The organism is Spectribacter hydrogenoxidans, assembly GCF_031846275.1.
In the GTDB taxonomy this organism is placed as follows: Bacteria; Pseudomonadota; Gammaproteobacteria; order Nevskiales; family Salinisphaeraceae; genus Spectribacter; species Spectribacter hydrogenoxidans.
On record NZ_JAVRIB010000001.1, the window covers coordinates 318,848 to 343,678 of the forward strand.

General features: G+C 61.0%; 24 protein-coding genes and 1 pseudogene. 15 read left to right on the forward strand and 10 right to left on the reverse strand.

What is annotated here, in order from left to right:
* Positions 1-4 precede the first annotated feature (4 nt).
* Positions 5-904, forward strand: a complete 900-nt coding sequence (locus tag RM532_RS01510) for a LysR family transcriptional regulator (RefSeq protein WP_311651338.1) — start codon at positions 5-7, stop codon at positions 902-904.
* Between the two features lie 116 nt (positions 905-1,020).
* Here RM532_RS01510 and RM532_RS01515 read toward each other — a convergent pair whose 3' ends face one another.
* Together RM532_RS01515 and RM532_RS01520 are read right to left on the reverse strand one after the other, a co-directional pair.
* Positions 1,021-2,457 carry a flavin-containing monooxygenase gene (locus RM532_RS01515; RefSeq protein ID WP_311651339.1) on the reverse strand — a complete coding sequence of 479 codons (1,437 nt, stop codon included), beginning with the start codon at positions 2,455-2,457 and terminating at the stop codon, positions 1,021-1,023.
* Positions 2,458-2,479: 22 nt separating this feature from the next.
* The gene (locus tag RM532_RS01520; protein WP_311651340.1) at positions 2,480-3,313 is read right to left on the reverse strand and encodes a class I SAM-dependent methyltransferase; all 834 of its coding nucleotides are present in this window, start codon (positions 3,311-3,313) and stop codon (positions 2,480-2,482) included.
* Between the two features lie 163 nt (positions 3,314-3,476).
* Here RM532_RS01520 and RM532_RS01525 point away from each other — a divergent pair, with 163 nt between their 5' ends.
* On the forward strand, positions 3,477-4,187 hold the full coding sequence (locus tag RM532_RS01525) for a winged helix-turn-helix transcriptional regulator (RefSeq protein WP_311651341.1): 711 nt from the start codon (positions 3,477-3,479) through the stop codon (positions 4,185-4,187).
* Positions 4,188-4,218: 31 nt separating this feature from the next.
* Here the strand turns inward: RM532_RS01525 and RM532_RS01530 are convergent, their stop codons facing one another.
* A complete protein-coding gene (locus RM532_RS01530) occupies positions 4,219-4,362 on the reverse strand; it encodes a hypothetical protein (RefSeq protein ID WP_311651342.1) in 144 nt (47 codons plus the stop codon).
* Positions 4,363-4,491: 129 nt separating this feature from the next.
* Between RM532_RS01530 and hsdR the strand changes: the two genes are divergently transcribed.
* The 10 genes from hsdR (at position 4,492) to RM532_RS01580 (ending at position 17,550) form a co-directional block, all read left to right on the forward strand.
* Complete coding sequence (hsdR, locus tag RM532_RS01535) at positions 4,492-6,936, forward strand: EcoAI/FtnUII family type I restriction enzme subunit R (protein ID WP_311651343.1); 2,445 nt, start codon at positions 4,492-4,494, stop codon at positions 6,934-6,936.
* Between the two features lie 71 nt (positions 6,937-7,007).
* The gene (locus RM532_RS01540) at positions 7,008-7,244 is read left to right on the forward strand and encodes a hypothetical protein (protein WP_311651344.1); all 237 of its coding nucleotides are present in this window, start codon (positions 7,008-7,010) and stop codon (positions 7,242-7,244) included.
* On the forward strand, positions 7,231-7,569 hold the full coding sequence (locus RM532_RS01545) for a type II toxin-antitoxin system PemK/MazF family toxin (RefSeq protein ID WP_311651346.1): 339 nt from the start codon (positions 7,231-7,233) through the stop codon (positions 7,567-7,569). The genes RM532_RS01540 and RM532_RS01545 overlap by 14 nt, the downstream gene beginning before the upstream one ends.
* Positions 7,566-7,925, forward strand: a complete 360-nt coding sequence (locus RM532_RS01550; RefSeq protein ID WP_349255235.1) for a HigA family addiction module antitoxin — start codon at positions 7,566-7,568, stop codon at positions 7,923-7,925. The genes RM532_RS01545 and RM532_RS01550 overlap by 4 nt, the downstream gene beginning before the upstream one ends.
* 16 nt (positions 7,926-7,941) lie before the next feature.
* Positions 7,942-9,408 carry a class I SAM-dependent DNA methyltransferase gene (locus tag RM532_RS01555; RefSeq protein WP_311651348.1) on the forward strand — a complete coding sequence of 489 codons (1,467 nt, stop codon included), beginning with the start codon at positions 7,942-7,944 and terminating at the stop codon, positions 9,406-9,408.
* A complete protein-coding gene (locus RM532_RS01560) occupies positions 9,405-11,153 on the forward strand; it encodes a restriction endonuclease subunit S (RefSeq protein WP_311651349.1) in 1,749 nt (582 codons plus the stop codon). The genes RM532_RS01555 and RM532_RS01560 overlap by 4 nt, the downstream gene beginning before the upstream one ends.
* A 151-nt stretch (positions 11,154-11,304) precedes the next feature.
* Positions 11,305-14,307: an ATP-binding protein gene (locus RM532_RS01565; protein ID WP_311651350.1), complete on the forward strand. Its 3,003-nt coding sequence runs from the start codon at positions 11,305-11,307 to the stop codon at positions 14,305-14,307.
* Complete coding sequence (locus RM532_RS01570; RefSeq protein WP_311651351.1) at positions 14,291-15,982, forward strand: response regulator receiver domain; 1,692 nt, start codon at positions 14,291-14,293, stop codon at positions 15,980-15,982. Before RM532_RS01565 ends, RM532_RS01570 begins: the two co-directional genes overlap by 17 nt.
* 5 nt (positions 15,983-15,987) lie before the next feature.
* Positions 15,988-17,061 (forward strand): DNA cytosine methyltransferase, encoded by a 1,074-nt coding sequence (locus RM532_RS01575; protein WP_311651352.1) that lies wholly within the window; start codon positions 15,988-15,990, stop codon positions 17,059-17,061.
* Between the two features lie 48 nt (positions 17,062-17,109).
* A complete protein-coding gene (locus tag RM532_RS01580) occupies positions 17,110-17,550 on the forward strand; it encodes a very short patch repair endonuclease (protein WP_311651353.1) in 441 nt (146 codons plus the stop codon).
* 356 nt (positions 17,551-17,906) lie between these two features.
* Here the strand turns inward: RM532_RS01580 and RM532_RS01585 are convergent, their stop codons facing one another.
* From RM532_RS01585 to RM532_RS01615, 7 genes and pseudogenes are all read right to left on the reverse strand, one after another.
* Positions 17,907-18,143 (reverse strand): hypothetical protein, encoded by a 237-nt coding sequence (locus tag RM532_RS01585; RefSeq protein ID WP_311651354.1) that lies wholly within the window; start codon positions 18,141-18,143, stop codon positions 17,907-17,909.
* A 206-nt stretch (positions 18,144-18,349) separates the two neighbouring features.
* On the reverse strand, positions 18,350-19,663 hold the full coding sequence (locus RM532_RS01590; RefSeq protein ID WP_311651355.1) for a type II toxin-antitoxin system HipA family toxin: 1,314 nt from the start codon (positions 19,661-19,663) through the stop codon (positions 18,350-18,352).
* The gene (locus RM532_RS01595) at positions 19,663-19,908 is read right to left on the reverse strand and encodes a helix-turn-helix domain-containing protein (RefSeq protein WP_311651356.1); all 246 of its coding nucleotides are present in this window, start codon (positions 19,906-19,908) and stop codon (positions 19,663-19,665) included. Before RM532_RS01595 ends, RM532_RS01590 begins: the two co-directional genes overlap by 1 nt.
* Positions 19,909-20,210: 302 nt before the next feature.
* A pseudogene (locus tag RM532_RS01600) lies at positions 20,211-20,354 on the reverse strand (hypothetical protein); the annotation flags it as partial.
* Positions 20,355-20,389: 35 nt separating this feature from the next.
* Positions 20,390-21,142 carry an alpha/beta fold hydrolase gene (locus RM532_RS01605; RefSeq protein ID WP_311651358.1) on the reverse strand — a complete coding sequence of 251 codons (753 nt, stop codon included), beginning with the start codon at positions 21,140-21,142 and terminating at the stop codon, positions 20,390-20,392.
* 135 nt (positions 21,143-21,277) lie between these two features.
* Entirely contained in the window at positions 21,278-21,775 is a 498-nt protein-coding gene (locus tag RM532_RS01610; protein WP_311651360.1) for a PIN domain-containing protein, read from the reverse strand.
* Positions 21,756-22,832 carry a helix-turn-helix domain-containing protein gene (locus tag RM532_RS01615; RefSeq protein ID WP_311651361.1) on the reverse strand — a complete coding sequence of 359 codons (1,077 nt, stop codon included), beginning with the start codon at positions 22,830-22,832 and terminating at the stop codon, positions 21,756-21,758. The genes RM532_RS01610 and RM532_RS01615 overlap by 20 nt, the downstream gene beginning before the upstream one ends.
* Before the next feature lie 108 nt (positions 22,833-22,940).
* Here RM532_RS01615 and RM532_RS01620 point away from each other — a divergent pair, with 108 nt between their 5' ends.
* From RM532_RS01620 to RM532_RS01630, 3 genes are all read left to right on the forward strand, one after another.
* Positions 22,941-23,114 carry a hypothetical protein gene (locus RM532_RS01620; protein WP_311651362.1) on the forward strand — a complete coding sequence of 58 codons (174 nt, stop codon included), beginning with the start codon at positions 22,941-22,943 and terminating at the stop codon, positions 23,112-23,114.
* A gap of 290 nt (positions 23,115-23,404) precedes the next feature.
* Positions 23,405-23,923: a hypothetical protein gene (locus tag RM532_RS01625; protein ID WP_311651363.1), complete on the forward strand. Its 519-nt coding sequence runs from the start codon at positions 23,405-23,407 to the stop codon at positions 23,921-23,923.
* 25 nt (positions 23,924-23,948) lie between these two features.
* Positions 23,949-24,620 carry a hypothetical protein gene (locus RM532_RS01630; protein ID WP_311651364.1) on the forward strand — a complete coding sequence of 224 codons (672 nt, stop codon included), beginning with the start codon at positions 23,949-23,951 and terminating at the stop codon, positions 24,618-24,620.
* The last annotated feature ends 211 nt before the right edge of the window (positions 24,621-24,831 follow it).

Below are 24,831 nucleotides of genomic sequence, written 5' to 3' on the forward strand. Positions count from 1 at the left end.
AAGGATGATCGAACGCACCCACCTCCGCATCCTCCGCGGTATCGAGCGCGAGGGCTCGCTGACCGCGGCAGCCGCCTCGCTGCACTTGACGCAGTCCGCACTCAGCCACGCCATCAAGAAGCTGGAGCAACAATCCGGCGCGACGATCTGGGAGCGCGACGGCCGCCGTGTGCGCCTGACCCCCGCCGGCGACTATCTGCTGAACGCCGCCAATCGGCTGCTGCCGCAACTTGAGCGCGCGGACGAGGTGCTAACCGAATATGGCGAGGGCGAGCAGGGCAGCCTGCGTATCGGCATGGAATGCCACCCCTGCTACCAGTGGCTGCTGAAGGTGGTCGAGCCCTACCTGCAGGCCTGGCCGGGTGTGGATATCGACGTGATGCAGCAGTTCCAGTTCGGCGGCATGGCGGCACTTTTCAGCCACGACATCGACATCCTGGTCACGCCCGACCCGCTCGACCGCCCCGGCGTGCTGTTCGAGCCGGTATTCGACTATGAACAGATCCTGGCGGTAGCCGCCGACCATCGCCTGGCTGGCCGCGACCACATCAAGCCGTCCGACCTGAACAACGAAGTGCTGTTTTCCTACCCGGTCGATGCCGACCGGCTGGATATCTACACGCGGTTTCTCACCCCGGCACGCTGCGCGCCGCGCAAGCACAAGAGCGTGGAATCCACCGACATCATGCTGCAGCTGGTCGCCGCCGGCCGCGGCGTCGCGGCCCTGCCCCGCTGGCTAATCGGCGAATACGCCGACAAGCTGTCCCTCGAAGCCGTCCGGCTGGGTAGGAAGGGCATCCCCAAACAGATCCATCTGGGCGTGCGGAAGGTTGACCGCCACAACCAGCACATCGAGGCGTTGCTGGAGTTGGCGCAGACGGTTGGGGAATTGGGCGAACGCTGATTAATGATATCGAACATGCTTGATCAGATCTCGCACGCCGCCAAACGCTGAAAAAAGCGCGCAGGATTGCTGAAGCCGGTCCGAACAGTGACTCGGAAATGCCGTTATGGTGATCCTCATCGCGCCGCAAACCGCTCGACACCGAGCCCGTTATATCGATCGGCCGTCAAGGGACGCAGTAGTTCGGCCAGCCGACCGCTGGCGCGCCGCGTAGGCAGCCCCAGATCGCGCAGTAGCTCGTCCGCATAGTGGGCGATGTAGCCGCCGATGAAGTGGCCAGCCGGCTGCTCCGGAAAGACGCGCGCGCTCCAGGCCAGCACGCGGTCGATCTCGCGCTCCATGGCCACGCGCTCGGGTAGCCGCAGGCCGCCCAGGAAGTATTCCGAGAGCCAGTGCGCTGCGAGTTCCGAGGACAGCGGCGTATTGCCCGAGGACGCGTAGCCGACGAAGCCCAGTCGAGGCTCGGCCGGCGGCAGGATGTGCCGGTAGAGCCGGAAGCGCCCGTCGGGAAGGACGGCCTCCTGCAGTGGCGCGTCGAGAAAGTCGAGGCGTTGCTGCCAGCCGGTGGCGCAGACCACGATATCGGTTTCCAGCGTTTCGCCGCTGTCGAGCTGCAGCGTGTGCTTGTCGCGGAAGCTGGCGATACCGTCGCGTCTTGTCGTGACGCGGCCCTCGCGCAGCGCCTGGTAGATGTCGGCGCCAATGCCCTGGTGATAGATGCCGGCGTGGATGGGGAATTCGGGCACCATGTCACCCGGCATACCCGCCGCGCGTGCGACGACTCGGCACTGCAGCCTGCGGAAGGCCCGCAGCAGTGGCGCACCGATGCAGCGCAGCGCGACCTCGCCGCGCGAGGCCCGGTGATAGGCGGGGAAGGTCAGCGTCTCGGTCAGCCGGTTGAAAACCTGCGCATCCACCCGCCGGCGGCCGAAGTAGCGCGGCAGCATCCAGTAGGGCCGGCGGAAGACCAGCGTGCAGGCGGCGGCCTCCCGGCCCGCCAGGCAGGCCATGTCCATCGCCGACTTGCCGGCGCCGACGACGACCACGCGCCGGCCGCGCAGCGCGCTCCCGTCGGTGATCTCGCTGGAATGGCGGATGGTGCCGGCGAAGTGTTCAGCGCCCGGCAGCCCCGGCATGTTCGGTACCGACAGCACGCCGTTGGCGACGACGACGCGATCGAAGCGCTCGCTCGTGCCGTCGCGCAGCGTGACGCGCAGGCCGAACGTGCCTTCTTCGCGCGCCACCGAGACGACCTCGGTGCCGAGCCGCAGATGTGGGCCCAGCCCGAAGCGCTCGATATAGGTCGCGAAATAGGCCCGCAACTGAGCAGCCGTGGGGAACTCATCAGTGTCGTCGAAGTGCGGGAAGTCGGAGAAGGCATAGGTCGGCGCTGGATTGTTGGTGCGCAGACCCGGATAGGCGCGCGAGGCCGCCCAGACGCCGCCGACGCCTTCGTCCTTATCGAAGACGGTGACCGCAAAGCCGTCCTGCTGTAGCACCTTGGCGCTGACCAGGCCGGATACGCCGGCGCCGATGATCGCGACCCGTCCCATGGCTATCGCAGCAGCCCGGCGGTCAGCACCGCCGCGCGACGACTTCGAGGTATTCCGCCTCCACGCGGGTGCCGCCGTCGTTGGCCTGGTTGTGTTGCTGCCAGTGAAGAGTCAGCTCTTCCTGCAGCGCCGCCTGGCCGGCATGATCCAGCGCGGCGAGGGCCTTCTGCGCAGGGCCGTAATAGTCCCGGAAGAGGTCGACCACCGCCTCTGGACCGAAGGGGTACTCGAACGGATAGTAGCGGCGGGTTACGGTCACTTCGGCGCCGGTGGCAAGGCGCTGCCGCACGGTGGCCTCGTCACCCCACTGCACCGGCGGCGCCATCAGCGGCGGGGGCGGTGCGTGTTTGCCGATGATCTTGAACATGCCGCCGACGAAACCTTCGGGCGTCCAGTTGCCCATGACGATGCGCCCGCCGGGCCGGCAGACGCGCAGCAGTTCGCTAGCTACCCGGTCGGGCTGCGGTGCGAACATCGCGCCGAGCAGGCTCGTCACCAGATCGAAGCTGGCGTCGTCGTAGGGCAGGGCTTCGGCGTCGCCCTCGTCGAAGCGGGCGTCGACGCCTTCCTCGCGCGCCCAGCTCCGCGCCTGCTCGACGAGATTCGCGGCGATGTCGACACCCGTGACCTGCGCGCCGGCACGTGCCGCCGGGACGCTGATCTGGCCGGCGCCGCATGCGACGTCGAGCATGTGCGTGCCGGGCTGGATATCGAGACGTTCCAGAAAATCCGCCGCGCCGCGCTGCAGGTAGACCGCAAAGGCGCCGTAGTCGCCCGATTCCCAGGTTGTCTTCAGGCGCTGCTTGAGCGCCTGCATTTCCGGATCAGTAGCTGCCGTAGCCTCGATGCTGCTCATGGCTGTCTCCTTTGCTTGCTGCGTTGGGCCGCCGTCTTCGTATGCGACCATTCCGGAAACGATCGCTCGCTGTTAGGCTCGATATCCAGTTCAAAAGCTGAACCGGCCAACGGCCGGCAAGCTGTGCTTGCACTGGGACCGTGTCGGTGCGGGAGGGCTGCGGATGGCGTCACAGCAGGGTTATGGCCAGTTCTGCCCGGTGGCGATGGCCACCGAGGTGCTGGGCACGCGGTGGACGATTCTCGTACTGCGCGAGCTTCTCTGCGGCAGCACGCGCTTCAATGAGTTGCGGCGCGGCGTGCCGCGCATGTCGCCGGCGCTGCTGTCCAAGCGACTTGGAGAGCTGGAAACGCACGGCCTGATTACGCGCCGGGTGGATGCTGACAGCGGCGCGCCCGCCTACCGGCTGACCGAGGCGGGCGAGGAATTGCGGCCAACCGTCATGTCGCTGGGAAGCTGGGGCCAGCGCTGGCTGGAGTCGCAGCTGTCGCTGCGCAATCTGGACCCGTCGCTGCTGATGTGGGACATGCGCCGGAACCTGAAGCCGGAGGCGCTGCCGGAGCGCCGCATCACGATTCAGTTTCTGTACCCGCAGCTAGAGCGCGGACAGCGGAAGTGGTGGCTCATCATCGACCGGGCCGCGGAGACGGATGCGGTCGACCTGTGCATGATCGATCCCGGCCAGGAGGTGGACCTTTACGTGGTCACCGATCTGCGCACCATGACGGCCATCTGGATGGGCATCGTGTCGATCCAGCAGGCCATGCGGGACAATAATCTTCAGCTTACCGGCGACCGGGAACTGACGTCGCGCATCGGCGACTGGCTCGGGCTTAGCCCCTTCGCCGGTGAGCAGAAGCGGGTGTCTCCCTGAATTTCGTCGACTCTTCGGAATCGGAACGCGCTTAATCCTGACGCTGGCGACGAAATTCGCTTTCCGCATTGACGTTACTCGGCACCAGCCCGGTAATGGCATCCAGCACTGGTGGCGACGCTTGCTGGTCCGGGCCCCCCATGCGGCGCAGCTGACGGTTGATCGTGTCGGTCACGCTCGCAGGTCTCACGGGCGCATGTGCAACGCCTGACGCGTTTGTCGCCTGTTCCCGTTCGGTTACAGTGCGGAATCACGCATTAGTTGCCCCGAGGGGCAACACGCCGCTAGGCGTTTCGGGGGAGCATTGCAAAAGCGCGACCTGAGCGAACGCGACATCTGCAGCAAGTACATCACCCCGGCGCTGGAAACGGCAGGCTGGGACCGAATGCTGCAGATCCGCGAGGAGGTGTCCTTCACCCGGGGCCGCATCATCGTACGCGGCAAGCTGGTGACACGCGGCAGGGCCAGGCGCGCGGACTACGTCCTGCAGGTCAAGCCCAATATTCCCATCGCGGTCATCGAAGCCAAGGACAACAACCACAGTCTCGGCGACGGCATGCAGCAGGCGCTGGATTACGCCGAGACGCTGGACGTGCCCTTCGTGTTCACCTCCAATGGTGACGGCTTCGTCTTCCACGACCGCACCGGCGCCAGCCCGCAGCGCGAGACGACCCTCAGCCTCGACCAGTTTCCGTCCCCGGACGACCTCTGGGCGCGCTACCGCGCCTGGAAGGGTTTCAGCCCGGCGGCCGAGGCCACCGTGTTGCAGGAGTATCACGACGACGGCAGCGGCAAGACGCCGCGTTACTACCAGATCAACGCCGTCAACAAGGCCATCGAGGCCATCGCCCAGGGGCGCGACCGTCTGCTGCTGGTCATGGCCACCGGCACGGGCAAGACCTACACCGCCTTCCAGATTATCTGGCGGTTGTGGAAGGCCGGCCGCGCCCGGCGCGTGCTGTTCCTGGCCGACCGCAACGTGCTGGTCGACCAGACCATGGTCAACGACTTCCGCCCCTTCGGCGGGGCCATGGCCAAGCTTTCCACCAACGCGAAAACGATTGAACGCGACGACGGCCGCCACGAAGAGCTGACCCTCGCGGTGGACCGGCAGCGGCGCATCGACAGCGCCTACGAGGTCTACCTTGGCCTGTACCAGGCCATCACCGGTCCGGAGGAACGCAACAAGCTGTTCCGCGAATTCTCGCGTGACTTCTTCGACCTCATCGTCATCGATGAATGCCACCGCGGCAGCGCGGCCGAGGACTCCGCCTGGCGCGAGATCCTCCAGTACTTCTCCGGCGCCACCCAGATCGGGATGACGGCCACCCCCAAGGAAACAAAGTACGTTTCCAACATCGCCTACTTCGGCGACCCGATCTACACCTATTCGCTGAAACAGGGCATCAGCGACGGCTTCCTGGCCCCCTACAAGGTGGTCAAGGTGCACATCGATCACGACGTCCAGGGCTACCGGCCGCAGAAGGGCCAGCGTGACCGCGACGGCAACGAAATCGACGATCGCCTCTACAACCGCAAGGACTTCGACCGCGAGCTGGTCATCGACGACCGCACCGCCCTGGTCGCGCAGAAGGTCACTGCCTTCCTGCGGGAAAGCGGCGACCGTTTCCAGAAGACCATCGTCTTCTGCGTGGACCAGGAACACGCCGCCCGCATGCGCCAGGCGCTGATCAACCAAAACCAGGATCTGGTAGCCCAGAACTCGCGCTACGTGATGCGCATCACCGGCGGGGACGCCGAAGGCAAGGAACAGCTCGACAACTTCATCGATCCCGAATCCACCTGGCCGGTTATCGTCACCACCTCGCGCCTGCTGTCCACGGGGGTCGACGCGCAAACCTGTCGCCTGATCGCGCTGGACCGCGAGGTGGGCTCCATGACCGAGTTCAAGCAGATCGTCGGCCGCGGCACCCGCGTTCACGAGGACACGCGCAAGTACTACTTCACCCTCATCGACTTCCGCGGCGCCACCAGCCACTTCGCCGACCCCGATTTCGATGGCGACCCGGTGCAGATCTACGCCCCTGACGAAGGCGACCCGGTTGCGCCGCCGGACGATGCGCCCACCCCCGCGATCGGCGAGGATTCGCCGGCCTATGCACCCGGCGAGGACGAAACCGTGATCGACGGTGCGACCGGTGATGGCGGCAAGCCCGACAAGCAGCGCAAGATCTACGTCGACGGCGTCGGTGCCAGCATCATCGCCGAACGGGTTGAATACCTCGACGAGCAGGGCAGGCTGGTCACCGAATCGCTACGCGACTTCACCAAGCGCTCGCTGCGCAAGCGCTTTGCCAGCCTGGACGATTTCCTGCGCCGCTGGAGCGCCGCCGAACGCAAGCAGGCCGTGCTCAATGAGCTGGCCGCCGAAGGCCTGCCGCTGGACCCGATCGTCGAGGAGCTGGGCAGCGAGCTGGACCCCTTCGACCTGATCTGCCACATCGCCTTCGACGCCAAACCGCTGACACGCCGCGAGCGCGCCGAGCAGGTGAAGAAGCGTGACATCTTCAACCGCCATGGCGATACCGCCCGCAAGGTGCTCGAAGCACTGCTCGCCAAGTACGCCGACGAAGGTGTGCTCAATCTCGACGACCCGCGCGTGCTGAGTATCCCGCCCCTCAACCAACTCGGTACCACCGTGCAGCTGGTCAACGCCTTCGGCGGCAAGGCCAAGTTCGAACAAGCCGTCCACGAGATGCAGGCGGCGCTGTATGACGAAGTGGCCTGAGCCATTTATCGCTCACGAACCGCAATCGGGGCCGGATTGCCGTGGTCATACCTTGGTGATACTATTTGCGCATGAAAGTAGCAGTCTCGGTACCAGAACCCATTTTTGAAGCTGCGGAACGTCTGGCCAAACAGCGCCGCGTTCCCCGCAGCCGGTTGTTTGCCGACGCCTTGAGCGAATACTTGGCCCGGCACGGCGCCGAAGGGATAACGGACAAGCTCAACGAGGTCTATGCCGAGCAAGATTCGGCGCTGGACCCGGCCTTGGCACGCGCGCAAAATGCATTAATCGACGATGAAGCGTGGTGAGCTCTGGTGGGCGTCGCTGCCGGATCCCGTGGGCTCCGGCCCTGGGTTTCGTCGCCCCGTGCTCATTGTTCAGGCCAACGCTTTCAACGACAGCCGCATTTCGACAGTCATCGTAGCCGTCGTGACCTCCAATCTTGCCTTGGAAAACGCACCAGGCAACGTGCGTCTCTCCAAGGCCGATTCCAGCCTGCCCAAAGCTTCGATAGTGAACATATCGCAACTCCTCACCCTGGATCGCTCACTGCTGACGGACCGCCTCAAGGCGATTCCCGGCAAGACGATGCAAAAAGTCGATGCAGGGCTCCAACTGGCCTTGGGACTATGACCGCTATGCCCGCCGTAAAGCCGGGCGAACTGCTCCTGGAAGAGTTCCTGAAACCCAATGGCCTGACGCAGTACCGACTGGCCAAGGAAATCGGCGTGCCAGCCCAGCGTATTGGGGACATTGTGCACGGCAAGCGCGCTATCACCGCAGATACCGACCTGCGGTTGTGTCGCTTCTTCAGCCTCAGCAAGGGCTACTGGCTGCGTGCTCAGGCGGCGCATGACATGGAAGTGACCGAGCAACGGATCGGCCGTGAGCTGGCCGCCATCACGCCATTGGCCAACCAAAAGCTGATCCACCTCGGAGGCACCCAGCCGGGCGCAAAAGCTGGTCCGCGTCGCCGTCCAAATCAATAACGCAAACTGCTGCCCCATGTCCGTCCGCACCCTAGTCAAATCCATCCAGGACATCATGCGCCAGGACACCGGCGTGGACGGCGATGCCCAGCGCATCAGCCAGCTCTGCTGGCTGTTCTTCCTCAAGATCATCGACGACCAGGACAAGGAACTGGAACTGCTGCGCGACGACTACCGCGCGCCCATTCCGGCCAAACTGCAATGGCGCAACTGGGCGGCGGACCCGGAAGGCATCACCGGCGACGAACTGCAGGCCTTCATCAACAACGAGCTGTTCCCCACGCTCAAGAACCTGACCGCCTCCGGCCAGCCCGGTGACCGCCGTCGCGTGGTGCACGACGTGTTCGAGGACGCCTACCACTACATGAAGTCCGGCCACCTGGTGCGCCAGGTGATCAACAAGATCAACGGCATCGACTTCAACAACCTCAGCGAGCGCCAGCACTTCGGCGACATCTACGAGCAGATCCTGAACGACCTGCAGTCCGCCGGCAACGCCGGCGAGTACTACACCCCACGCGCCGTCACCGCCTTCATGGCGCAACAGATCGACCCGCACCCCGGCGAGACCCTGTGCGACCCGGCCTGCGGCACCGGCGGCTTCCTCTCCTGCGCCATCCGCCACATGCGCGATCACTACGTGAAGCGGCCGGAGGACGAGGCCACCATGCAGAACGCGCTGCGCGCGGTGGAGAAGAAGCCGCTGCCGCACATGCTCTGCGTCACCAACATGCTGCTGCACGGCATCGAGGACCCCAGCTTCGTGCGCCACGACAACACCCTGGCGCGGCCCTACATCTCCTGGACCAAATCCGAGTACGTGGACATCGTGCTCACCAATCCGCCCTTCGGCGGGCGCGAGGAAGACGGCATCGAGTCCAACTTCCCACAGCACTATCGGACGCGAGAAACCGCCGACCTCTTCCTGGCCCTGATCATCCGCCTGCTCAAGCCCGGCGGCCGCGCCGCCGTCGTGCTGCCGGACGGCTCGCTCTTCGGCGAAGGCGTCAAGACGCGGCTGAAGGGACACCTGATGGAAGAGTGCAACTTGCACACCATCGTCCGCCTGCCCAACTCCGTGTTTCGCCCCTACGCCAGCATCGGCACCAACCTGCTGTTCTTCGAGAAGGGCCAGCCAACCACGCAAGTCTGGTACTGGGAGCACCAGGTGCCCGAAGGCCAGAAGGCTTACTCCATGACCAAACCCATCCGGCTGGAGCATCTGGCCGACTGCGCCGAGTGGTGGGGCGGCGCAAGTCCCAAAGAGCGCGAAGGCCGCCAGGAAGGCCCACGCGCCTGGAAGGTCAGCGCCGAGGAGATCAAGGCCCGTAACTACAACCTCGACATCAAGAACCCCCACACCGTCGAGGAAGACCACGGCGACCCGGAAGAGCTGCTGGAAGACCTGAACAACGCCGAGGCCGAAATCCAGGCCTTGCGCGACCAGCTTAAATCCATACTCAGCGAAGCTTTGATTCGATGAACGCCGAGCGCCTGCTGGAACTGTACGACCGCATCAGCGAAGCGCCGGATGCCGTCAGCCGGCTGCGGCGGTTCGTGCTCGATCTGGCGGTGCGGGGCAAGTTGGTGGAGCAGGATCCCGAGGATGAGCCAGCCTCAGAACTGTTGGAGAGGATCGCGGCGGAAAAGAAACGGCTGGTCAACGCGGGACAAATCCGCAAGGTCAAGCCATCGCCCGCGCTTAATGAAGACGACATCCCGTTCGACCTTCCCCATGGTTGGGCATGGACTCAAATCGCTGATCTCGGTCTAGTCAGTCCGCGCAACGAAGCTCCTGACGACCAACCGGCATCGTTTGTCCCTATGCCCATGATCGCGAGCCAGTATGGCGTAACGAATCGGCACGAGCCGCGTGCCTGGAAAGAGATCAAGAAAGGTTATACCCACTTCGCCGAAGGCGATGTCGCCCTCGCCAAGATCACGCCTTGCTTCGAGAACGGCAAATCGACCGTTTTCCGGAATCTAGCCGGTGGGATTGGGGCCGGCACGACAGAATTGCACGTCATTCGGCCGTTGATCGTCAGTGCGGATTACATACTGCTGTTCGTGAAAACGCCGCACTTCATCGAAACCGGCATCAGCAAGATGACCGGCACCGCCGGGCAAAAGCGTGTGCCGAAAGCCTACTTTACGCACTCGCCTTTCCCGCTACCGCCGCTGGCCGAACAACACCGCATCGTCGCCAAGGTCGACGAACTAATGGCCCTCTGCGACCGGCTGGAAGAAACTCACAACACCCGCGAGGCCACGCGCTACCGGCTGACCAACGCCAGCCTCACCCGCCTGACCGCACCCGACACCGACGAGCCTACCTTCCAGTCACATGCCCGCTTCGCCCTCGACACGCTCCCGGCCCTCACCACGCGCCCGGACCAAATCAAGACCCTGCGCCGAACCATTCTCGATCTTGCCGTGCGTGGAAAGCTTGTAGAGCAGAATCCGCGTGATACGCCAGCCTCTGCATTGCTTAGCAAGATCAGGGAGCAGCGTAATGAACTGCTGGCAGGCGAGTACCCAAACACAGCAGAGGCGAGAACTCAGATAAAGAAGCTGGCGAAACAGCAACTGTCGAGCCAACTGCCGACGCTACCCAGCGGCTGGGAATGGGCAACCTTGCAACAATGTTCGCTACTCGTCGTCGACTGCAAGAATAAGACAGCGCCGTATTCGAGTTCCGGTATCAACCTGGTTCGGACGACAAACGTCCGAAACGGCCGTCTCAATAATACCGACCAAAAGTACGTGACTGAGGCGACCTATAAAGCATGGAGCGTGCGTTGCTTGCCTGAACCCGGCGACATACTCATAACTCGTGAAGCGCCAATGGGCGAAGTTTGCCTGGTGCCTGCCGGAGAAACCGTGTGCCTCGGACAGCGCATGATGCTTGCCCGTCTCGTTCCGGAAACCATAGATCCAAACTTTATGCTGTACTCGCTGCGCGATCCACGCCTAATGGAGCGAGTACAAGATAAGCCGCTTGGTATGACAGTCCAGCACCTTCGCGTCGGCGGTGTTGAGTCACTACTAGTGCCAGTTCCGCCTCTCGCTGAACAACACCGCATCGTTGCCAAGGTTGATGAGTTTATGGTCCTTTGTGATCGCCTGGAGTCCAACCTTGAGACAATCGACGATAAACGTGGCCGCCTGCTCGATTGTTTGATTACCGAAATGTCAACGTCCGCAGCGGAGGAACCTGAGTTGGTCTGATAACGTTGTGCAACGCCATTTGGACAGCAAGTGCCAAATCACGCTCATCTACCAAAGGCCAATTTCGTAAGAAGCGAATGTTGGAAGCAATGATCTGAGGCTAGTTGAGCTTTTCATGCGACGCGTATCGTGGTGTGCATAGGGAAGATAAATGGCGAAGTTTGAAGTACGCGCAAGAGCGGTGGACATGCTGGGACGTCAGCAAATCGCTGGCATCCCCACGGCAATCCATGAACTCTTCAAGAATGCCCACGACGCCTACGCCACAAGGGTGGAGGCTGATTTTGTCCGTTCACGCAAACTGCTCGTAGTTCGGGACAACGGATTGGGCATGACGCTGAAGGACTTCGAGACCAAATGGCTTGCATTGGGAACCGAAAGCAAGCTGAGTGCGAACCGGGACAACGCCACAACTTGGACCGGTCCGGAGAAATTGCCTCCGCGACCCGTGCTGGGTGAGAAAGGTATCGGCCGTTTGGCGATCGCGACTATCGCACCGATCACGTTCGCAATGTCGCGGGCAGTGCGCCCGGACGGGGTAAAGGAAATAGTCGCCTCGCTCGTGGACTGGGAGTTATTCGAGGTGCCGGGATTAAATATCGCCGATATCGACCTTCCGGTCCAGACGTTTTCCAACCCGCCAGATGCTCACGACATTCGGGGAATGCGCGAGCATCTGCTAGAGAATGCGCGTGCAGTGTTGCCTCCTGACGAAGAACGCCGCGACGAAATTCTGGCCAAGCTCGACGATTACGAGTTGAATCCCGCGGCATACGATCAGTGGTTCTCGGAGATATCTGAAGAGGACCATCGCAACCTTTCGGTGTCCGGCAATGATTACGGCACCCATTTCTATCTGCAACCTGTTGACTCAATTCTCGCAGCAGATATCGACGAGGGAGGGCGTGGCAAAGAGGCGTCGCCGCTCACTCGTATGTTGCTGGGCTTCGGTAATCCTATGCGACCGGATACTACGCCGCCGATCACTGCAGAATTCCGGGACCACAAACCGGCCGGGACCGTCAACGAATTAATAGGGAGCCAGAATTTTCTATCAGCCGAGGATTTAAGCAATGCCGATCACTTGTTCGAAGGTGACTTCGACGATTTTGGTCAATTCGTCGGCGAACTCTCTATTTATCAGGGCGAACCCGAACGCTATGTGCTCAGTTGGCCCGAAAACGGTGGTCAACCCACTGAGTGTGGGCCGTTTTCCGTCCGATTGGCAGTTGTACACGGCTTAGCCGATGAAACGCTTCTGGACATGGAAACGCACCGGGAAATGACCGAGAAGCTGTATCGCTACGGTGGGTTCTACGTTTATCGGGATGGTATTCGTATTCTGCCGTATGGCCAATCCGATTATGATTGGTTGAAGATCGAGAACCGGCGGACTCTGTCCGCCACGGACTGGTTCTTTTCCCACCGTCGCATGATTGGCTATGTCGCGATCGATTCCACTACGAACGCGAAACTCATCGAGAAAGCCGGTCGGGAAGGATTTCGTGAGAACAAGGCTTATCGTCAGTTCAAGGCGATTTTGGAAAACTGGTTGCAGCAACTAGCCAAGGACTACTTCCGAAAGGAATCCGAGCACGGCGAAAGCTTCCGCGATAAGAGAGGCGAACTGCAGACACAGGCAGCGCTTCTAAAACGTCGTAAACAGCAGGTGACCCGGAGGCGCAATGAATTCAAAGTGGATTTGCAGAGCGTATTGGATCGGATAGAGGCGGGGGAGCCGGAGACCAAGCTGGATGATGTCATCGCACGGCTCGAATCGGGAATCTCCCAGGTAGCTGAGTTGGAGCCCGAAGCCCGGCGATCCGAGTCTCTGAACCTGGAAACCGATGCCTACCGTGATATCGACGAACTAGAAAGCTCGCTGACAATCTCGAAACCGCGCAGTTTCAGTCCGAGTAAGCGAGATCAACAGGCATTCGACAACTATCTCGACTGGTTCTCCACCTTCAGGTTCAATCAACTGGAACCCGCTCGCAGTCGTGTCGCTGAAATCCTGGCCGAATCCCGCGAGGCGTGGGATATCGAGGTTAAGCGTAGTGAAATCGCCACTAATGCACTGGAAAAGGAGCGCGACGAGGCGCTCAGGCGGATCCGTAAGCTGACCAACGAGGGACGGCAAGAACTCGAACGCGTCAACGACGACATCAGGAAAATGCTCACCGAGAGCACACATACCTTCAAGAACGCGGTCGAAGAGGTGATGACCGAGCTGCAGAAGACCGACTTTGACAAGCTGGCGAGCGGTGAGGCCTTCGGGCGGCAACGTTCGCTCGAGATCCGGATCGATGAACAATTGGAGTCACAATGCACCCTGCTGCAAAGTCTTCTGGAGCAGCTACGAGGGTTGCGCACTGATATCGAGGATCAAACGACCCCGGAAGAAACCACGGCGGCACTCGAAGCCCAGGTAGCAGAGTTGGAGGAGCGATTGGCGCTGTACAACGACCTGGCGCAAGCCGGTAGTGCGGTGGGGATAGTCGGCCACGAAATGGAGAACATGATCGGCGGTATAAGAGAAGCACTGCGGGAAATCAAGCCTTGGGCCGACGGCACGCCCGGACTCGACCGGGCCTATAACAAGCTTAGAAACAATTTCGATCACGTGGACGGCTATCTGGCGCTTCTCGCACCGCTGAGTCGTCGGGTTCGGCGTAAGCGAACCGACATCTCCGGAACGATGGTGCTCCGCTACGTACGTGATGCGTTCGCCGATAGGCTCGACAAGGCGGAGGTCGAATTGATCGCGACCGATGAATTCGAGCGCCGTGAGATGAAGGCATACGTGTCGACGGTGATGGCGACCTTCGTGAACTTGATCGACAATGCCGTGTACTGGATCACCTCGGACCGTCATTCCGAACGCTGGATCAAACTCGACGCGGACTCGAACGGTTTTATTATTTCAAACGGTGGTCCGGGTGTGCCGATAAGGATCGCGAGGCAAATTTTCGATTTCGGCATATCGATGAAGCCCGGCGGTCGCGGGATGGGACTCGCCGTGTCGCGGGATGCACTCGCTTCCATCGGACTTCGACTGACGCTGGAAACACGGGGCACCAATACACATCCGGTATTTCGCATACAACTCGACGAATCGCGTGAAGAGGAGGCACGAGATGCCGCAAGCGGCTGAGGACTTCGACGTGCACTGCCGGCAAGCGGCGATGGACTTTCTTCAAACCGTCGTTGTCGCCGATAACCAACCAATCTTGACGACAGGGTATCAAGCGCCCAAGCGAGCAACTCGTCGGACGGCACAGCCTCCTGGCTCCATCGATGAAGATGACATGCCGGGGAGCGCTATCGCGTCGAATGATGCCCGGAATGATCCGGAACCGGGTGATTCGCACAACTTGGACCTACGGCAAATAGTAAATACCTTCGCGCAGCAGGGAATCACTTGCGGTTCCTACCTTCCACGCGAGGAGACGCCCGACGACGACGTAGTCAAATACACTTTTAACTGTGCGTTTCCCGCGGACATAGCGATCATCGATTGGCAACTCAAGGAGAATAATCCAGAGCCAGCAATCGAAGTAATTAGTCGACTGTTGGAGGCGGACGAGGCGGAGGGTGGTCGCCTGCGCCTAATAATCGTTTATACGGGTGAACGCGACCTCGGCTACGCCGCCGGCAGGCTTGCATCGACCCTGAAGCGCAACGGGCATGTGATTCCACAAGATGCCAACCACCCGGAAATTCTGGAAGAGGGAAGCGTAAGGATCAGATTTCTTAACAAGCCGATGCGCGGCTACGAGGGTGCTTCCGACATCGTGAATCCAGAAGACCTCCCCGATCGAGCCATTAACGAATTCGTAGCGCTCTCTCGAGGCTTGCTGCGTGCATTCGCTCTCGCCAGTGTGTCAGCTATTCGTCGCGATGTGCATCGTATGCTCGCGCAGTTTCCGCCGCAACTGGATGGAGCATTTGCCGGCCAACGGGCTACGATTGACGATCCGGATGACGCCGGTCGATTGATGATTGAAGTTCTACAATCGGAGTTTGCCGTAACCCTCAATAAAGCGGATCTCGCAACCGAAATGCTCGGAGCGGCCGCGTCCAATAAATGGTTGGCTCTCCAAGACAATCTTCCGGAGCCTGACGTCGACCTCAAATTCAAAGAAGATCCGGATCGCGAGAAGCTCAAGAAGCTGGATAGCTCGCGAAAGCATGAATTGGTCGAAAAAGGATTGGGCGGTGCCTCAGACAATACCGAAAAGCGGCTAAAAATAATCAGTGCGTTTTTAGGGTGCGATGATGATGCAGTAAATCGGCGAAGGCAGTTTGCAATACTGTCAACGTTAGCGTGGCATGGTGGTACCGATGCGAACAGAAGTCTCCGGCAACCCCCTGCCTTATCCCTTGGTTCCGTAATCAAGCAGCCGAGCGACGATGTAGAGGCGCCTACGGTACTTTGGCTATGCTTGCAGCCAAAGTGTGATTGTGTGCGCTTGCACATGCGTACAGAGCCGAGGGGGTTCACCCTCGTCATGCTCAAGGAAAATAACGAGCGCTTCGACTTGATTATACCTGTCGGCGAGCGGAACAAGGCGTTTCGAATGGATCATAAGGAACCGGTGATACGCACCGTACCTTTCGAGGTAGCCACCGGGCACACGATGGTCGTCGCGCGAGAAAAAGAGGACGGCTGGTCGTTTACCGATTACGAGGGTTATGAATGGGAATGGGTGGCCGAGGTAAGGGAGTCTCGAATGCTGGAGCTGGTAAATAGGTTAGCCGCCCAGCTAACCCGAATCGGCTTGAATCAGGACGAGTGGGTTCGTCTCCAGTCCAGACCAGCTGGGTAATCACAATGACACTGAACTCACGCTTCGGCGAGCGTAACGCAACGCCAGTAGCCGTTGACCTTTTCAGCGGTTCGGGATCGGTCACGGCCGCTTTGAAGCGAGCGGGGTACTGGGTCGCTGCCGGGCTCGACGTAGACGAACATGCGGCCGCGACTTACCGTGCAAATCACCCGGAAGTCCATTTGTTTCGGGACGACATCCATGATGTGGAGCCGGACGACTTGGCAGCGCTGCTTCCGAAAGAGGGACTCGATCTTCTGACGATCTGCGCGCCGTGCCAGCCATTCAGTTCGCAGAATCGCAAGCGAAGAAAAGATGATGATCGCGCATCGCTAATTCTGCAGGCCCTGCCATTTATCGAAGCACTTCGTCCGCGTACCATTTGGGTGGAGAACGTGCCCGGACTCGGCTCCTCGAAGATCATCCGACGGTTGAAGACGAATTTGGCATCGCTCGGCTACCATTTCGAAGAACCGATGCGGCTGGATGCTGCGGACTTCTGCGTGCCTCAGAGACGTATCCGCTTTGTTTTCACGGCTTCCATAGATAGAAGAGTCTGCTCCACTCTCGCCGGACTGTCGAAGATATCTAAAGCACAGCCGACTGTGCGTATGGCATTTGAGGGACTCAAGTCGCTTGGCCCGTTCGAGTTCGATGAACACGATCGGTTGCACGCTTCGCGTCGGCACGGCGAAATGACTCTGAAACGGCTAAAGCACATTCCCGGCGACGGGGGCAGCCGTACTTCGTTACCTCCCGAGTTGCAGCTCGTATGTCACAGAAGCCTGCCATCGGGGTCGTTTCCGGATGTTTACGGCCGGATGAGTTGGGACGCGCCAGCACCAACACTTACCACGGGATGTACTGATGTTACTCGCGGCCGATTCGCGCATCCCGAGGAAAACCGGGCCATTACGCTTCGAGAGGCAGCGCGACTACAGACGTTTCCCGATGACTATGAGTTTTGTGGTACTCGCTCCGATATTGCAGCCCAAATCGGGAATGCAGTGCCCATGGCAATGGCATATGCGATGTTTGAACAAATCCATGGGTGCACACGATCTTGGACCAGTGATTAGCAGCGCGTAATCGCCTAACCGTTCTGCAGACGGTTTTCATGTGACTTCGTGAACGATATTGTCAATAAACCTACACGCTCGCGCATGATGGCGCGAGTGGGCAGCAAGAACACCAAGCCCGAGCTCGCTCTAAGGCGCCTACTGCACAAGCGCGGATTCCGTTACCGCCTACATGGTAGCGAATTGCCGGGACGGCCGGACCTCGTATTCGTCAAGTACGGTGCGGTAGTTTTTGTGCATGGATGCTTCTGGCATCGTCATCCTGGATGTAAGCATGCTTCATCGCCGTCAACGCGTTCCGAATTCTGGCAATCAAAGTTTCGCGAAAATATCGAACGCGATGCTCGCAATTTGAGCAAGCTTCGTCGTGCGGGCTGGCGAATAGCAGTCGTTTGGGCATGCGCGCTCGAGAATCCACGCTTGGAGAGGTCAGCAGAGAAGTTGGCGATATGGCTCGAATCCTCGGAACCAGAACTGCAGGTGGGTTGAGCCGAAGCTGCCGAGAGCGGCCTCAAACTTCTCGATCATACGCTCGACGAGACAGAACGTGCCATGAAAATTACGGAATTACGGTGACACCTTACTATTTACATTAACTCAAGGCGCCGATCCGGTATGAGGACACGAGAGAAAATGGGCAGATACCCTGATTGTTCCCCTGACCACCCTCGAAGATTGCCCACCCTCGTCAGATACGAGCCTGCGCCATCAATGGTTCAAAGCGATATACAGCGGAGCAGCGCCCGGAGGCCTCGCGCACTGTTTGCAACAGGCCTTCCTTGAGCAGCGCGCGGGTGAACCGTCCTGCAGTGGCCGAAGGAATCCCGGCTTCACGGGTAAATCGGCTATTGCTGAACACCGGCCAGGTAAATCAGGTAGTCCAGGGCCGCCACGGAGTGCTTTGATTCGAGTACGTCGGTAAAACGAAGCTTCATAGCTTCGTAGAAGTCGCGAATGACCTCAGCCACTTCCAGATTGCAGGTGGCTTGTATCTCAACCGCCGCTTTGTCTCGCAATTGTGAGTCACAAACCTTTTTGTTGATCAAAATGAACGTGTTTTGATCGACAAAAAAGCTTGCCACTCAAAAGCAAACAACAACCCCGTTTGTCATGCACAGCATGGGCTTCCTGAGCGACAACCCGATTTTGTAGACGCGGCCCTTGCGGCTGTTGATCGGTGGGTCGTTGCTCAGGGGGGCGTACCTGGCGATGACGCGGTCGCACGGGGCATGACGGATGGCCTCTGGGATCTCGTTGATAGTTCCTGGGGCGGTGTATAGATCGCCTGTCAGTCGATGACCCGCTCAATCACGCCGATACGACCACGGAACCCGCCGACAATCGATTGGGCCAACGTCTCCGGGATGTCCTTCGGTAAGGACGCAAGCACTTGCTCGATCGCCGGTTCGGCCGCTTCCGCCAGTTCGGCGCAGATCTCGTCCACGGTTGCGCCCGGTATGCCGTTTCTTTTCGCGGTCTGGGCGAAATGGTGTGGCCGGATTTCGTCGATGACGTAGTGGCGGTTGTTGCCAATGGCCAGGGCGGTCCTGAACTGGCGCCGGCGTACCTGGCCCGCGTCCGCCGCGGGCTGTAACGACATCACGTCGTACAACGGCGCGAGGTTGAAGCGGGCACCGGGCCGCAGCGCAATGCTGAAGTTTTTGGCGTGGCCGTCCGTGGCGCCCAGCAGCCAGAATACGATCAGCGCCTTGAGCAAGCTGCGCTGATCTTTGCCGGGCATATCGCTGCCCTTGAGCACACCGAGGATGTCTGATGCCCCGGGGCCGCCATCCGCGTCGTATTTCAGCGTTGGCGGCACGGACAGGGCCTGGCAGAAATCCTCCTGGGGCAGGCGCAGAAGGCGGCCATCCTGGGTCCAGCAGCGGTCGAAACGCTCGACCGACAGCACGCGTTCTCCATCGAAATCGATGATCTCGGTGTTGGCGCTGGGCAGGCCGAGTGCGGCGGTCAGCTTGAGGCAGAGGTGTTCGTTCTCGACGCTGCGGCGCATGTCCAGGCCATTGGGTAGCGCACCCATCTGCGGTTTGAGGATGTGCGTTGTCGCGGTGCTGCCACGTGGAATGCACCACTGCCCATCCCGGTACAACAGGGCCGTCTTCTCCTGCGCGCCCGCGATGGAGATGCGGAAGGCGTCGTCATCGCTAACGCCCAGCGGCGTGTTCGTGAGCCCGCGTAGCCGGTCCGCGATATCGGCATCGCTGAGCGGGTGTCCCGCGACCTCGCCTGCCGGGCCGGGCGCCTCATCCTGTGGCAGGAACTGGAGCGCGCCCACGCAGTCCCGCCCGACGGCAGACAGCAGGCTGAAGGCGTCGTGGCCTTCAGCCCTGGCGCTTTCGGCCAGTCGCCGGCGTATCGGGTCGCCATCCGGCAACAGGTTGTCGAATACGGCGATCACCGGGTCGCCGGTATAACGGTCCTCGCGTAAGGGCAGCGAGACCGAAACCGGCAGGGCGTGTTCCCAGTTCAACCAGGCTTCCGCGTACTGGAAATCGATGGCGCTGCTGGCCAGACGCCGCAGATGGCCGACCAGGCGGCCATTTAGATGCACGGCCAGCGGGGAGCGCGAATGACGACGTGCCATCAAAAGACGTCTTCGATATCGGCGGCCCGGGAGCGCTCGCGGATGACCAGTTCCAGGTCCAGGGTGGCCATGACATCGACCAGCGTGCGCAGCTGCATGCCGGGTTCGCCGTTTTCAAGCGCGGAGATGGTGGCTTGCCGCAGATTGGTTTTGTCCCCGACATCAGCTTGACGCAGACCCAGGGCGCGGCGCCGGCGACGGATGCTGGCGCCGATTTGTTTGGTGGTCCGGGCGATCTGGTCCATGGCAGGCTCCTGCTGCTTTATACGCTATTTCGTATAAAGCATGATATACGGTTTAGCGCATAATTCAACTTATACGCTGTTGCGTATATCGAAGAACATCAGCAGGCAGCGGGCGTTGGCAGGATCAGAACTCCCGGTGTTCTGTTACCCGCCATCGCGTGAGGATTCGGAAATTGCCGGCCTGGGCAAGACAGCATGCTGCTGGCGAGGCCCCGGCCGACGCTCGTGGCCGGCCGGGCCCGCAGTCCGTTGTCGACAGGCCCTGCCGCCGGGCTTCAGGATATTTCGGGCGAGCCGGCGGTTTATCCGACTCTCAGCTTCGCCTTCAGCTCCAGCCGCCGCGCATGCAGCACCGGCTCGGTGTAGCCGCTGGGCTGTTCGGCGCCCTTGAACACCAGGTCGGCCGCAGCCTTGAAGGCGACGGAGTTGTCGAAGTCCGCCGACATGCACGAAGTCGATACGATCGACGAGGGTTGCGGCATCAGGCCCGCAGCGCCTTCTCAATCGCCTCCTGGGCTTCGGCAGTGGCTTCGATCATGGGGTAATGCCCGACGGAGGGCAGCTTGACCAGCCGGCCGTCTGGCAGGTGATCGAGCGTGGGCTTGAGATAATCCGCCGTGATGAAGGGATCGGTCTCACCATAGAGGATTGCGACGGGCGACTGGATCCTGGAGAGGTCGCCCATGAAGTCGGCCGACGTCCAGTTCTTCAAATAGGCCTCCCAGGTGGGACGATCCATCGTGGCGCGGTTACGGGCGACCAAACGGTCCAGGTCGTCCGCCTCAATGCCGGGCGCCAGGTTGGAGCGGATTGCCGCACCCGGATCGTCCCACGCGTTCGCGAACGCGGCGTATGTGGCTTCGTCCAGGGGCGTGCCACCGGGCGACACTGGCGTGAGTGCGACCACCCGGGAAACGGCTTCGGGGCGCAGGGTCGCCACTCTCAAGGCCGTGACACCGCCCATCGAGTGCCCGACCACGGAGAACGAGGTCCACCCCAGCTCATCGACAGCCGACAGGGCCGACGCCGCCATACCGTCGACGCCCTCGGCCGGCTGGGAAGGCCGGCTGGCGCCATAGCCGGGAAAGTCCAGGTACGCCCACGTGAAGTCCGTCACGTTGCTCTTTGCGCGGGTGCCGAGCCACACTCCGCTGTCCAATGCCCATCCGTGAAGAACCAGCACGTGATGCGGGCCGTTTCCCTCGATGGCAGCGAAGTGTGCGTCGATCGTCATGAGTGCCTCCTCCGAAAGTATGTCAAATCCGGGGACAGTATATTTATCTTGCGAGCCGTTCGATCAGTGAGCGGTTGGGAAATAAGTGCCGGAGAGGATTTCGTCGCGCTACGGGGATGATGAGCTACTTCCCACTTATTGTTCCTGCGTTTTCGCCAACCGACGCAATTGCCGACGTACCTCGGGCCACGGCAGGCGACTGCCGTCTTCTTCCATCAGGCGGTAGGCCCTTTCGACAGTGTCGAGGGCGAGATCAAGCTCCTGGACCATGCGCTCGACGAGCCACAACGTCCCATGGACCTCGGCCTCCTCCTGCTCTGCAGCGAGTCGCAAATCGCGATCTCCCGTGAGCAAAGGACATTGCTGCGAACGCGCCAGCGCCAGTGCAAACAGGTCGTTCTGGCCTGGCTTGCGATACCGTGTACGCAGCACCTCCGCGTCCGCTACCACGGTTTCCGACATCGGCCATACCCGCAGGCCAAGGCCGGGTAGCGTGGCGTAGTTCTCGTGCAGTTCCTCAAGATAGAGGATATCCGGCACGGCAAACTCGATGCGGAGAGCGAACATGCTTTCCAGCAGTTCCCCTGCCGCCATGTCGATGAAGATATTGGCGTCAGTGACGATCAGCCTCATCGCCAGACTCCATTCGGCGACGGGCTCGCAGCTCGGCTATCTTGAGTCCGAGGAGCTCGGCGGCCTTGGCTTCACCGATGAGGTCCTCGGCCAACGCGCGGTAGACGAGCTGGTCGAATCGTTCGGTTCTCTCGTTCGGATAAGCATCGCCGGGTTCGTTTTTTCGCCAGCCGTGCGCGGCGAAGAACCTCCACAGTCTGCCGGCGGTCGCGCCGTTGACGATCCCAAGGTCCTTGGCCCGGTACAACCAGGCATTCATGCTCAAGCCCCATTCGTGCTTGAGTAGATAGAGCTCCCTCGGTTCGAGCCACTTTCTGCGTTCGCCGAGCGCTCGGAATACCTCTTCCCTGGGTACGAGGAAGGCACCGGCGAACCGATCGCATGCTTTTTCCTCGCCCTTCTTCGCGGCGTCGCCGGCGAGACGGCCACGTAGCACGAGATGACCGAGCTCGTGCGCCAGGGTGAAGCGCTGGCGATCCCCCGGCCATTCGCGTCCCACCACGATGACCGGTGCGCCACGCACGCGCGAGGACAGGCCATCGAAGCGCTTCTCCGCATCGTAGTCGATCAGAACGACGTTGATACCCTCCTCTTCCATCTCCTCAATCAGATCGCCGATCGGGTCGAGGCCCAGGTTCCAGGCTTCACGGACCTGCTTTGCACAGGCTTCGATCGCGTCCATGGTCTCGATCTTTTCGGGCAGTCTGGCCGGCACCTCGAAGGCCTTGGGCCAGGACGATGGGATGATGGATTCGAGTTCCACCCAGCGCTCGAGCTGCTCGACCACATCGGCAAGCACCCGCTGCTCGTCCCGCTTGGGAAGCTGCGGATGCTTGCGGTACTCGATCCCCTCCAGCTCGACCTCGACCTGCCGGAAGAAATACTCGACCCGCACCCCCAGGGCTTTGGACAGACGCAACAGGACCTCCGAGGAGGGCTTGGTCTCCTCGCGCTCGTACTTGGAGATCGCCATCGCGGACAGACCCACTCCATCGGCGAGGCCGCGCAGAGATAGCCCGGCCGCCACGCGCGCCTGCTTGATGCGTGCTCCGATCATAGGGGTTTCTCGCCGAGAATGGTTTACACTTTATATACTAAATTTGACTATTTGTACACTCTGAACTAGATTTACAGATATCTGTCATTGAGCTATATGAGGTAAACCATGGCAACCAATCCTCCCACCGGCGATAACCGCCGTCGCGGCATGGTCCGAGACCGGTCGCAGACCTACAATCCCGGAAATCAACGCTGGACCAAACGGGATAGCGACACCGGCCGGTTCATGGATCAGAAGGCCGACGACAAGCCGTTCAAGGGCGTGCGCAAGGAGCGATAGGCGCCGTTCCGGGGGAGCGCGTTCCCGCGTTCCGGGAAAGTATAGGTATCTCGCAGGCTACTCGATGCGTCGTCAGGTGCCCCGTTACGAGGACTTGTAGCCCGCCGTCGCGCCTGGATCGAGAAACTGCTGGCCCCAGAACAGCACCGCGTGAGCGCGCGCAAACGGTCGGGGCTTGCAATCACACTTCGATCCCGCTGCTCAATACTCTCCTGTTTGAATTGGCGGAGTTGACATGACCTTGGCAGCGGTTATTCTATATTCTGGATTCTAGAATATGGAATATCGTGGTGCTCAAGTCGCAAGACGTGCTGGTCATGCTCAAGCTGGTTGCTCTCGGTGACTGGCGCTGGACGTATTCGTCTCTTGCCACCGATCTGCACTTAAGCCCCTCGCAGCTCCATTCCGCCGTACGGCGTGCCGTGCAGGCTCAGCTCGCGATCAAGGACGGCAATGGCGCCCGGCCTCATTTCCGTAACCTGGAGGAGTTCCTGGTGCATGGCGTGCGTTATGTGTTCGTCCCCGAGCGCGGCGAGCCGACTCGCGGGCTGCCGACCGGTTATGCCGGGCCGCCGCTGAGCGAGGCTTTCGATGCTTCCAACGAATTGCCGCCCGTCTGGCCCGATCCGGAGGGCGAAGTCCGCGGCATGGCGTTCTCGCCGCTATACAAGAACGCCGTCGCGGCGGCCCGACGAGACGGGCAGTTGTATGAGTTGTTGGCGCTGGTCGACGCGATTCGCGGCGGCCGAGCACGAGAGCGGGACATGGCGGTCAAGGTGCTACGGAATCGTCTGGCGCAGCATGCCTAGATCCGCGAATCCCAACCTGACAATCATGGAGACAGCAGCCGAAAGGCTTGGCCCGCTTGCGGACGAGATCGTATTCCTCGGCGGTTGTGCTACAGGACTGCTGCTCACCGATCCCGGCGCACCAGTCGTTCGCGCCACACAGGACGTTGATGTGATCAGCGAATTGACGACGATGATCGAATATCACCGCTTCGCGGAGAAGCTAAGACAGCGAGGCTTCCAGGAGGATCAAGGCGAGGACGCCGTGATTTGCCGGTGGCGTGCTGACAAGGTGATCCTGGATGTGATGCCCACCAGTCCGAAGGTTTTCGGCTTCGGCAACGAATGGTACAAGCCCGCGCTCGATGCCGCCGAGTCTGTGAGTCTGCCTTCCGGGGCACGCATACGCATGGTGACTACGCCCTACTTCCTCGCCACCAAGCTTGCCGCGTTCGAGGGCCGTGGTCACGGCGATTACATGGCCAGCCACGACATGGAGGATATCCTGGCCGTTCTGGACGGGCGCGCAGAGGTGACGGGCGAGGTTCAGCAAAGCAGCGAGCCGTTGAAACAACATCTCGCCCAACGGTTTCGAGCATTGCTGACCGAACGTGACTTCATGGATGCACTGCCCGGCCACTTGCCCGGCGATGACGCGAGCCAAGCCAGGCTGCCCATCCTCATAAGACGTCTTGAGACATTGGCAGAACTCGCCTAGGTTTTCCGGGAATTCCGGTGACACCTTATTGTTTGCGCTATTTTCTGACGAGGAAATAGCGGCCGCAGACATAATCTCTCTGTTGCCGCAGGACATTCCCGCGACCGCCTGAGACCGGGGCGAGTGGCGCCGTCACAGGCTCGGGGCCCAAGCCGTGTCGGCCCAGGGCGATCCAACTCGCCGGCCGGAGCGCCTTCCTCTATATTCCGGT

Bases quoted from the DNA above. Each gene is read 5' to 3' on its own strand.
- RM532_RS01610 (WP_311651360.1), bottom strand. From the start codon at position 21,775: ATGAGGCTGATCGTCACTGACGCCAATATCTTCATCGACATGGCGGCA.
- RM532_RS01630 (WP_311651364.1), top strand. From the start codon at position 23,949: ATGGAGACAGCAGCCGAAAGGCTTGGCCCGCTTGCGGACGAGATCGTA.
- RM532_RS01620 (WP_311651362.1), top strand. From the start codon at position 22,941: ATGGCAACCAATCCTCCCACCGGCGATAACCGCCGTCGCGGCATGGTC.
- RM532_RS01575 (WP_311651352.1), top strand. From the start codon at position 15,988: ATGACACTGAACTCACGCTTCGGCGAGCGTAACGCAACGCCAGTAGCC.
- RM532_RS01545 (WP_311651346.1), top strand. From the start codon at position 7,231: ATGAAGCGTGGTGAGCTCTGGTGGGCGTCGCTGCCGGATCCCGTGGGC.
- RM532_RS01570 (WP_311651351.1), top strand. From the start codon at position 14,291: ATGCCGCAAGCGGCTGAGGACTTCGACGTGCACTGCCGGCAAGCGGCG.
- RM532_RS01605 (WP_311651358.1), bottom strand. From the start codon at position 21,142: ATGACGATCGACGCACACTTCGCTGCCATCGAGGGAAACGGCCCGCAT.
- RM532_RS01520 (WP_311651340.1), bottom strand. From the start codon at position 3,313: ATGAGCAGCATCGAGGCTACGGCAGCTACTGATCCGGAAATGCAGGCG.
- RM532_RS01540 (WP_311651344.1), top strand. From the start codon at position 7,008: ATGAAAGTAGCAGTCTCGGTACCAGAACCCATTTTTGAAGCTGCGGAA.
- RM532_RS01550 (WP_349255235.1), top strand. From the start codon at position 7,566: ATGACCGCTATGCCCGCCGTAAAGCCGGGCGAACTGCTCCTGGAAGAG.
- RM532_RS01525 (WP_311651341.1), top strand. From the start codon at position 3,477: ATGGCGTCACAGCAGGGTTATGGCCAGTTCTGCCCGGTGGCGATGGCC.
- RM532_RS01595 (WP_311651356.1), bottom strand. From the start codon at position 19,908: ATGGACCAGATCGCCCGGACCACCAAACAAATCGGCGCCAGCATCCGT.
- RM532_RS01510 (WP_311651338.1), top strand. From the start codon at position 5: ATGATCGAACGCACCCACCTCCGCATCCTCCGCGGTATCGAGCGCGAG.
- RM532_RS01590 (WP_311651355.1), bottom strand. From the start codon at position 19,663: ATGGCACGTCGTCATTCGCGCTCCCCGCTGGCCGTGCATCTAAATGGC.
- RM532_RS01615 (WP_311651361.1), bottom strand. From the start codon at position 22,832: ATGATCGGAGCACGCATCAAGCAGGCGCGCGTGGCGGCCGGGCTATCT.
- RM532_RS01560 (WP_311651349.1), top strand. From the start codon at position 9,405: ATGAACGCCGAGCGCCTGCTGGAACTGTACGACCGCATCAGCGAAGCG.
- RM532_RS01565 (WP_311651350.1), top strand. From the start codon at position 11,305: ATGGCGAAGTTTGAAGTACGCGCAAGAGCGGTGGACATGCTGGGACGT.
- RM532_RS01555 (WP_311651348.1), top strand. From the start codon at position 7,942: ATGTCCGTCCGCACCCTAGTCAAATCCATCCAGGACATCATGCGCCAG.
- RM532_RS01515 (WP_311651339.1), bottom strand. From the start codon at position 2,457: ATGGGACGGGTCGCGATCATCGGCGCCGGCGTATCCGGCCTGGTCAGC.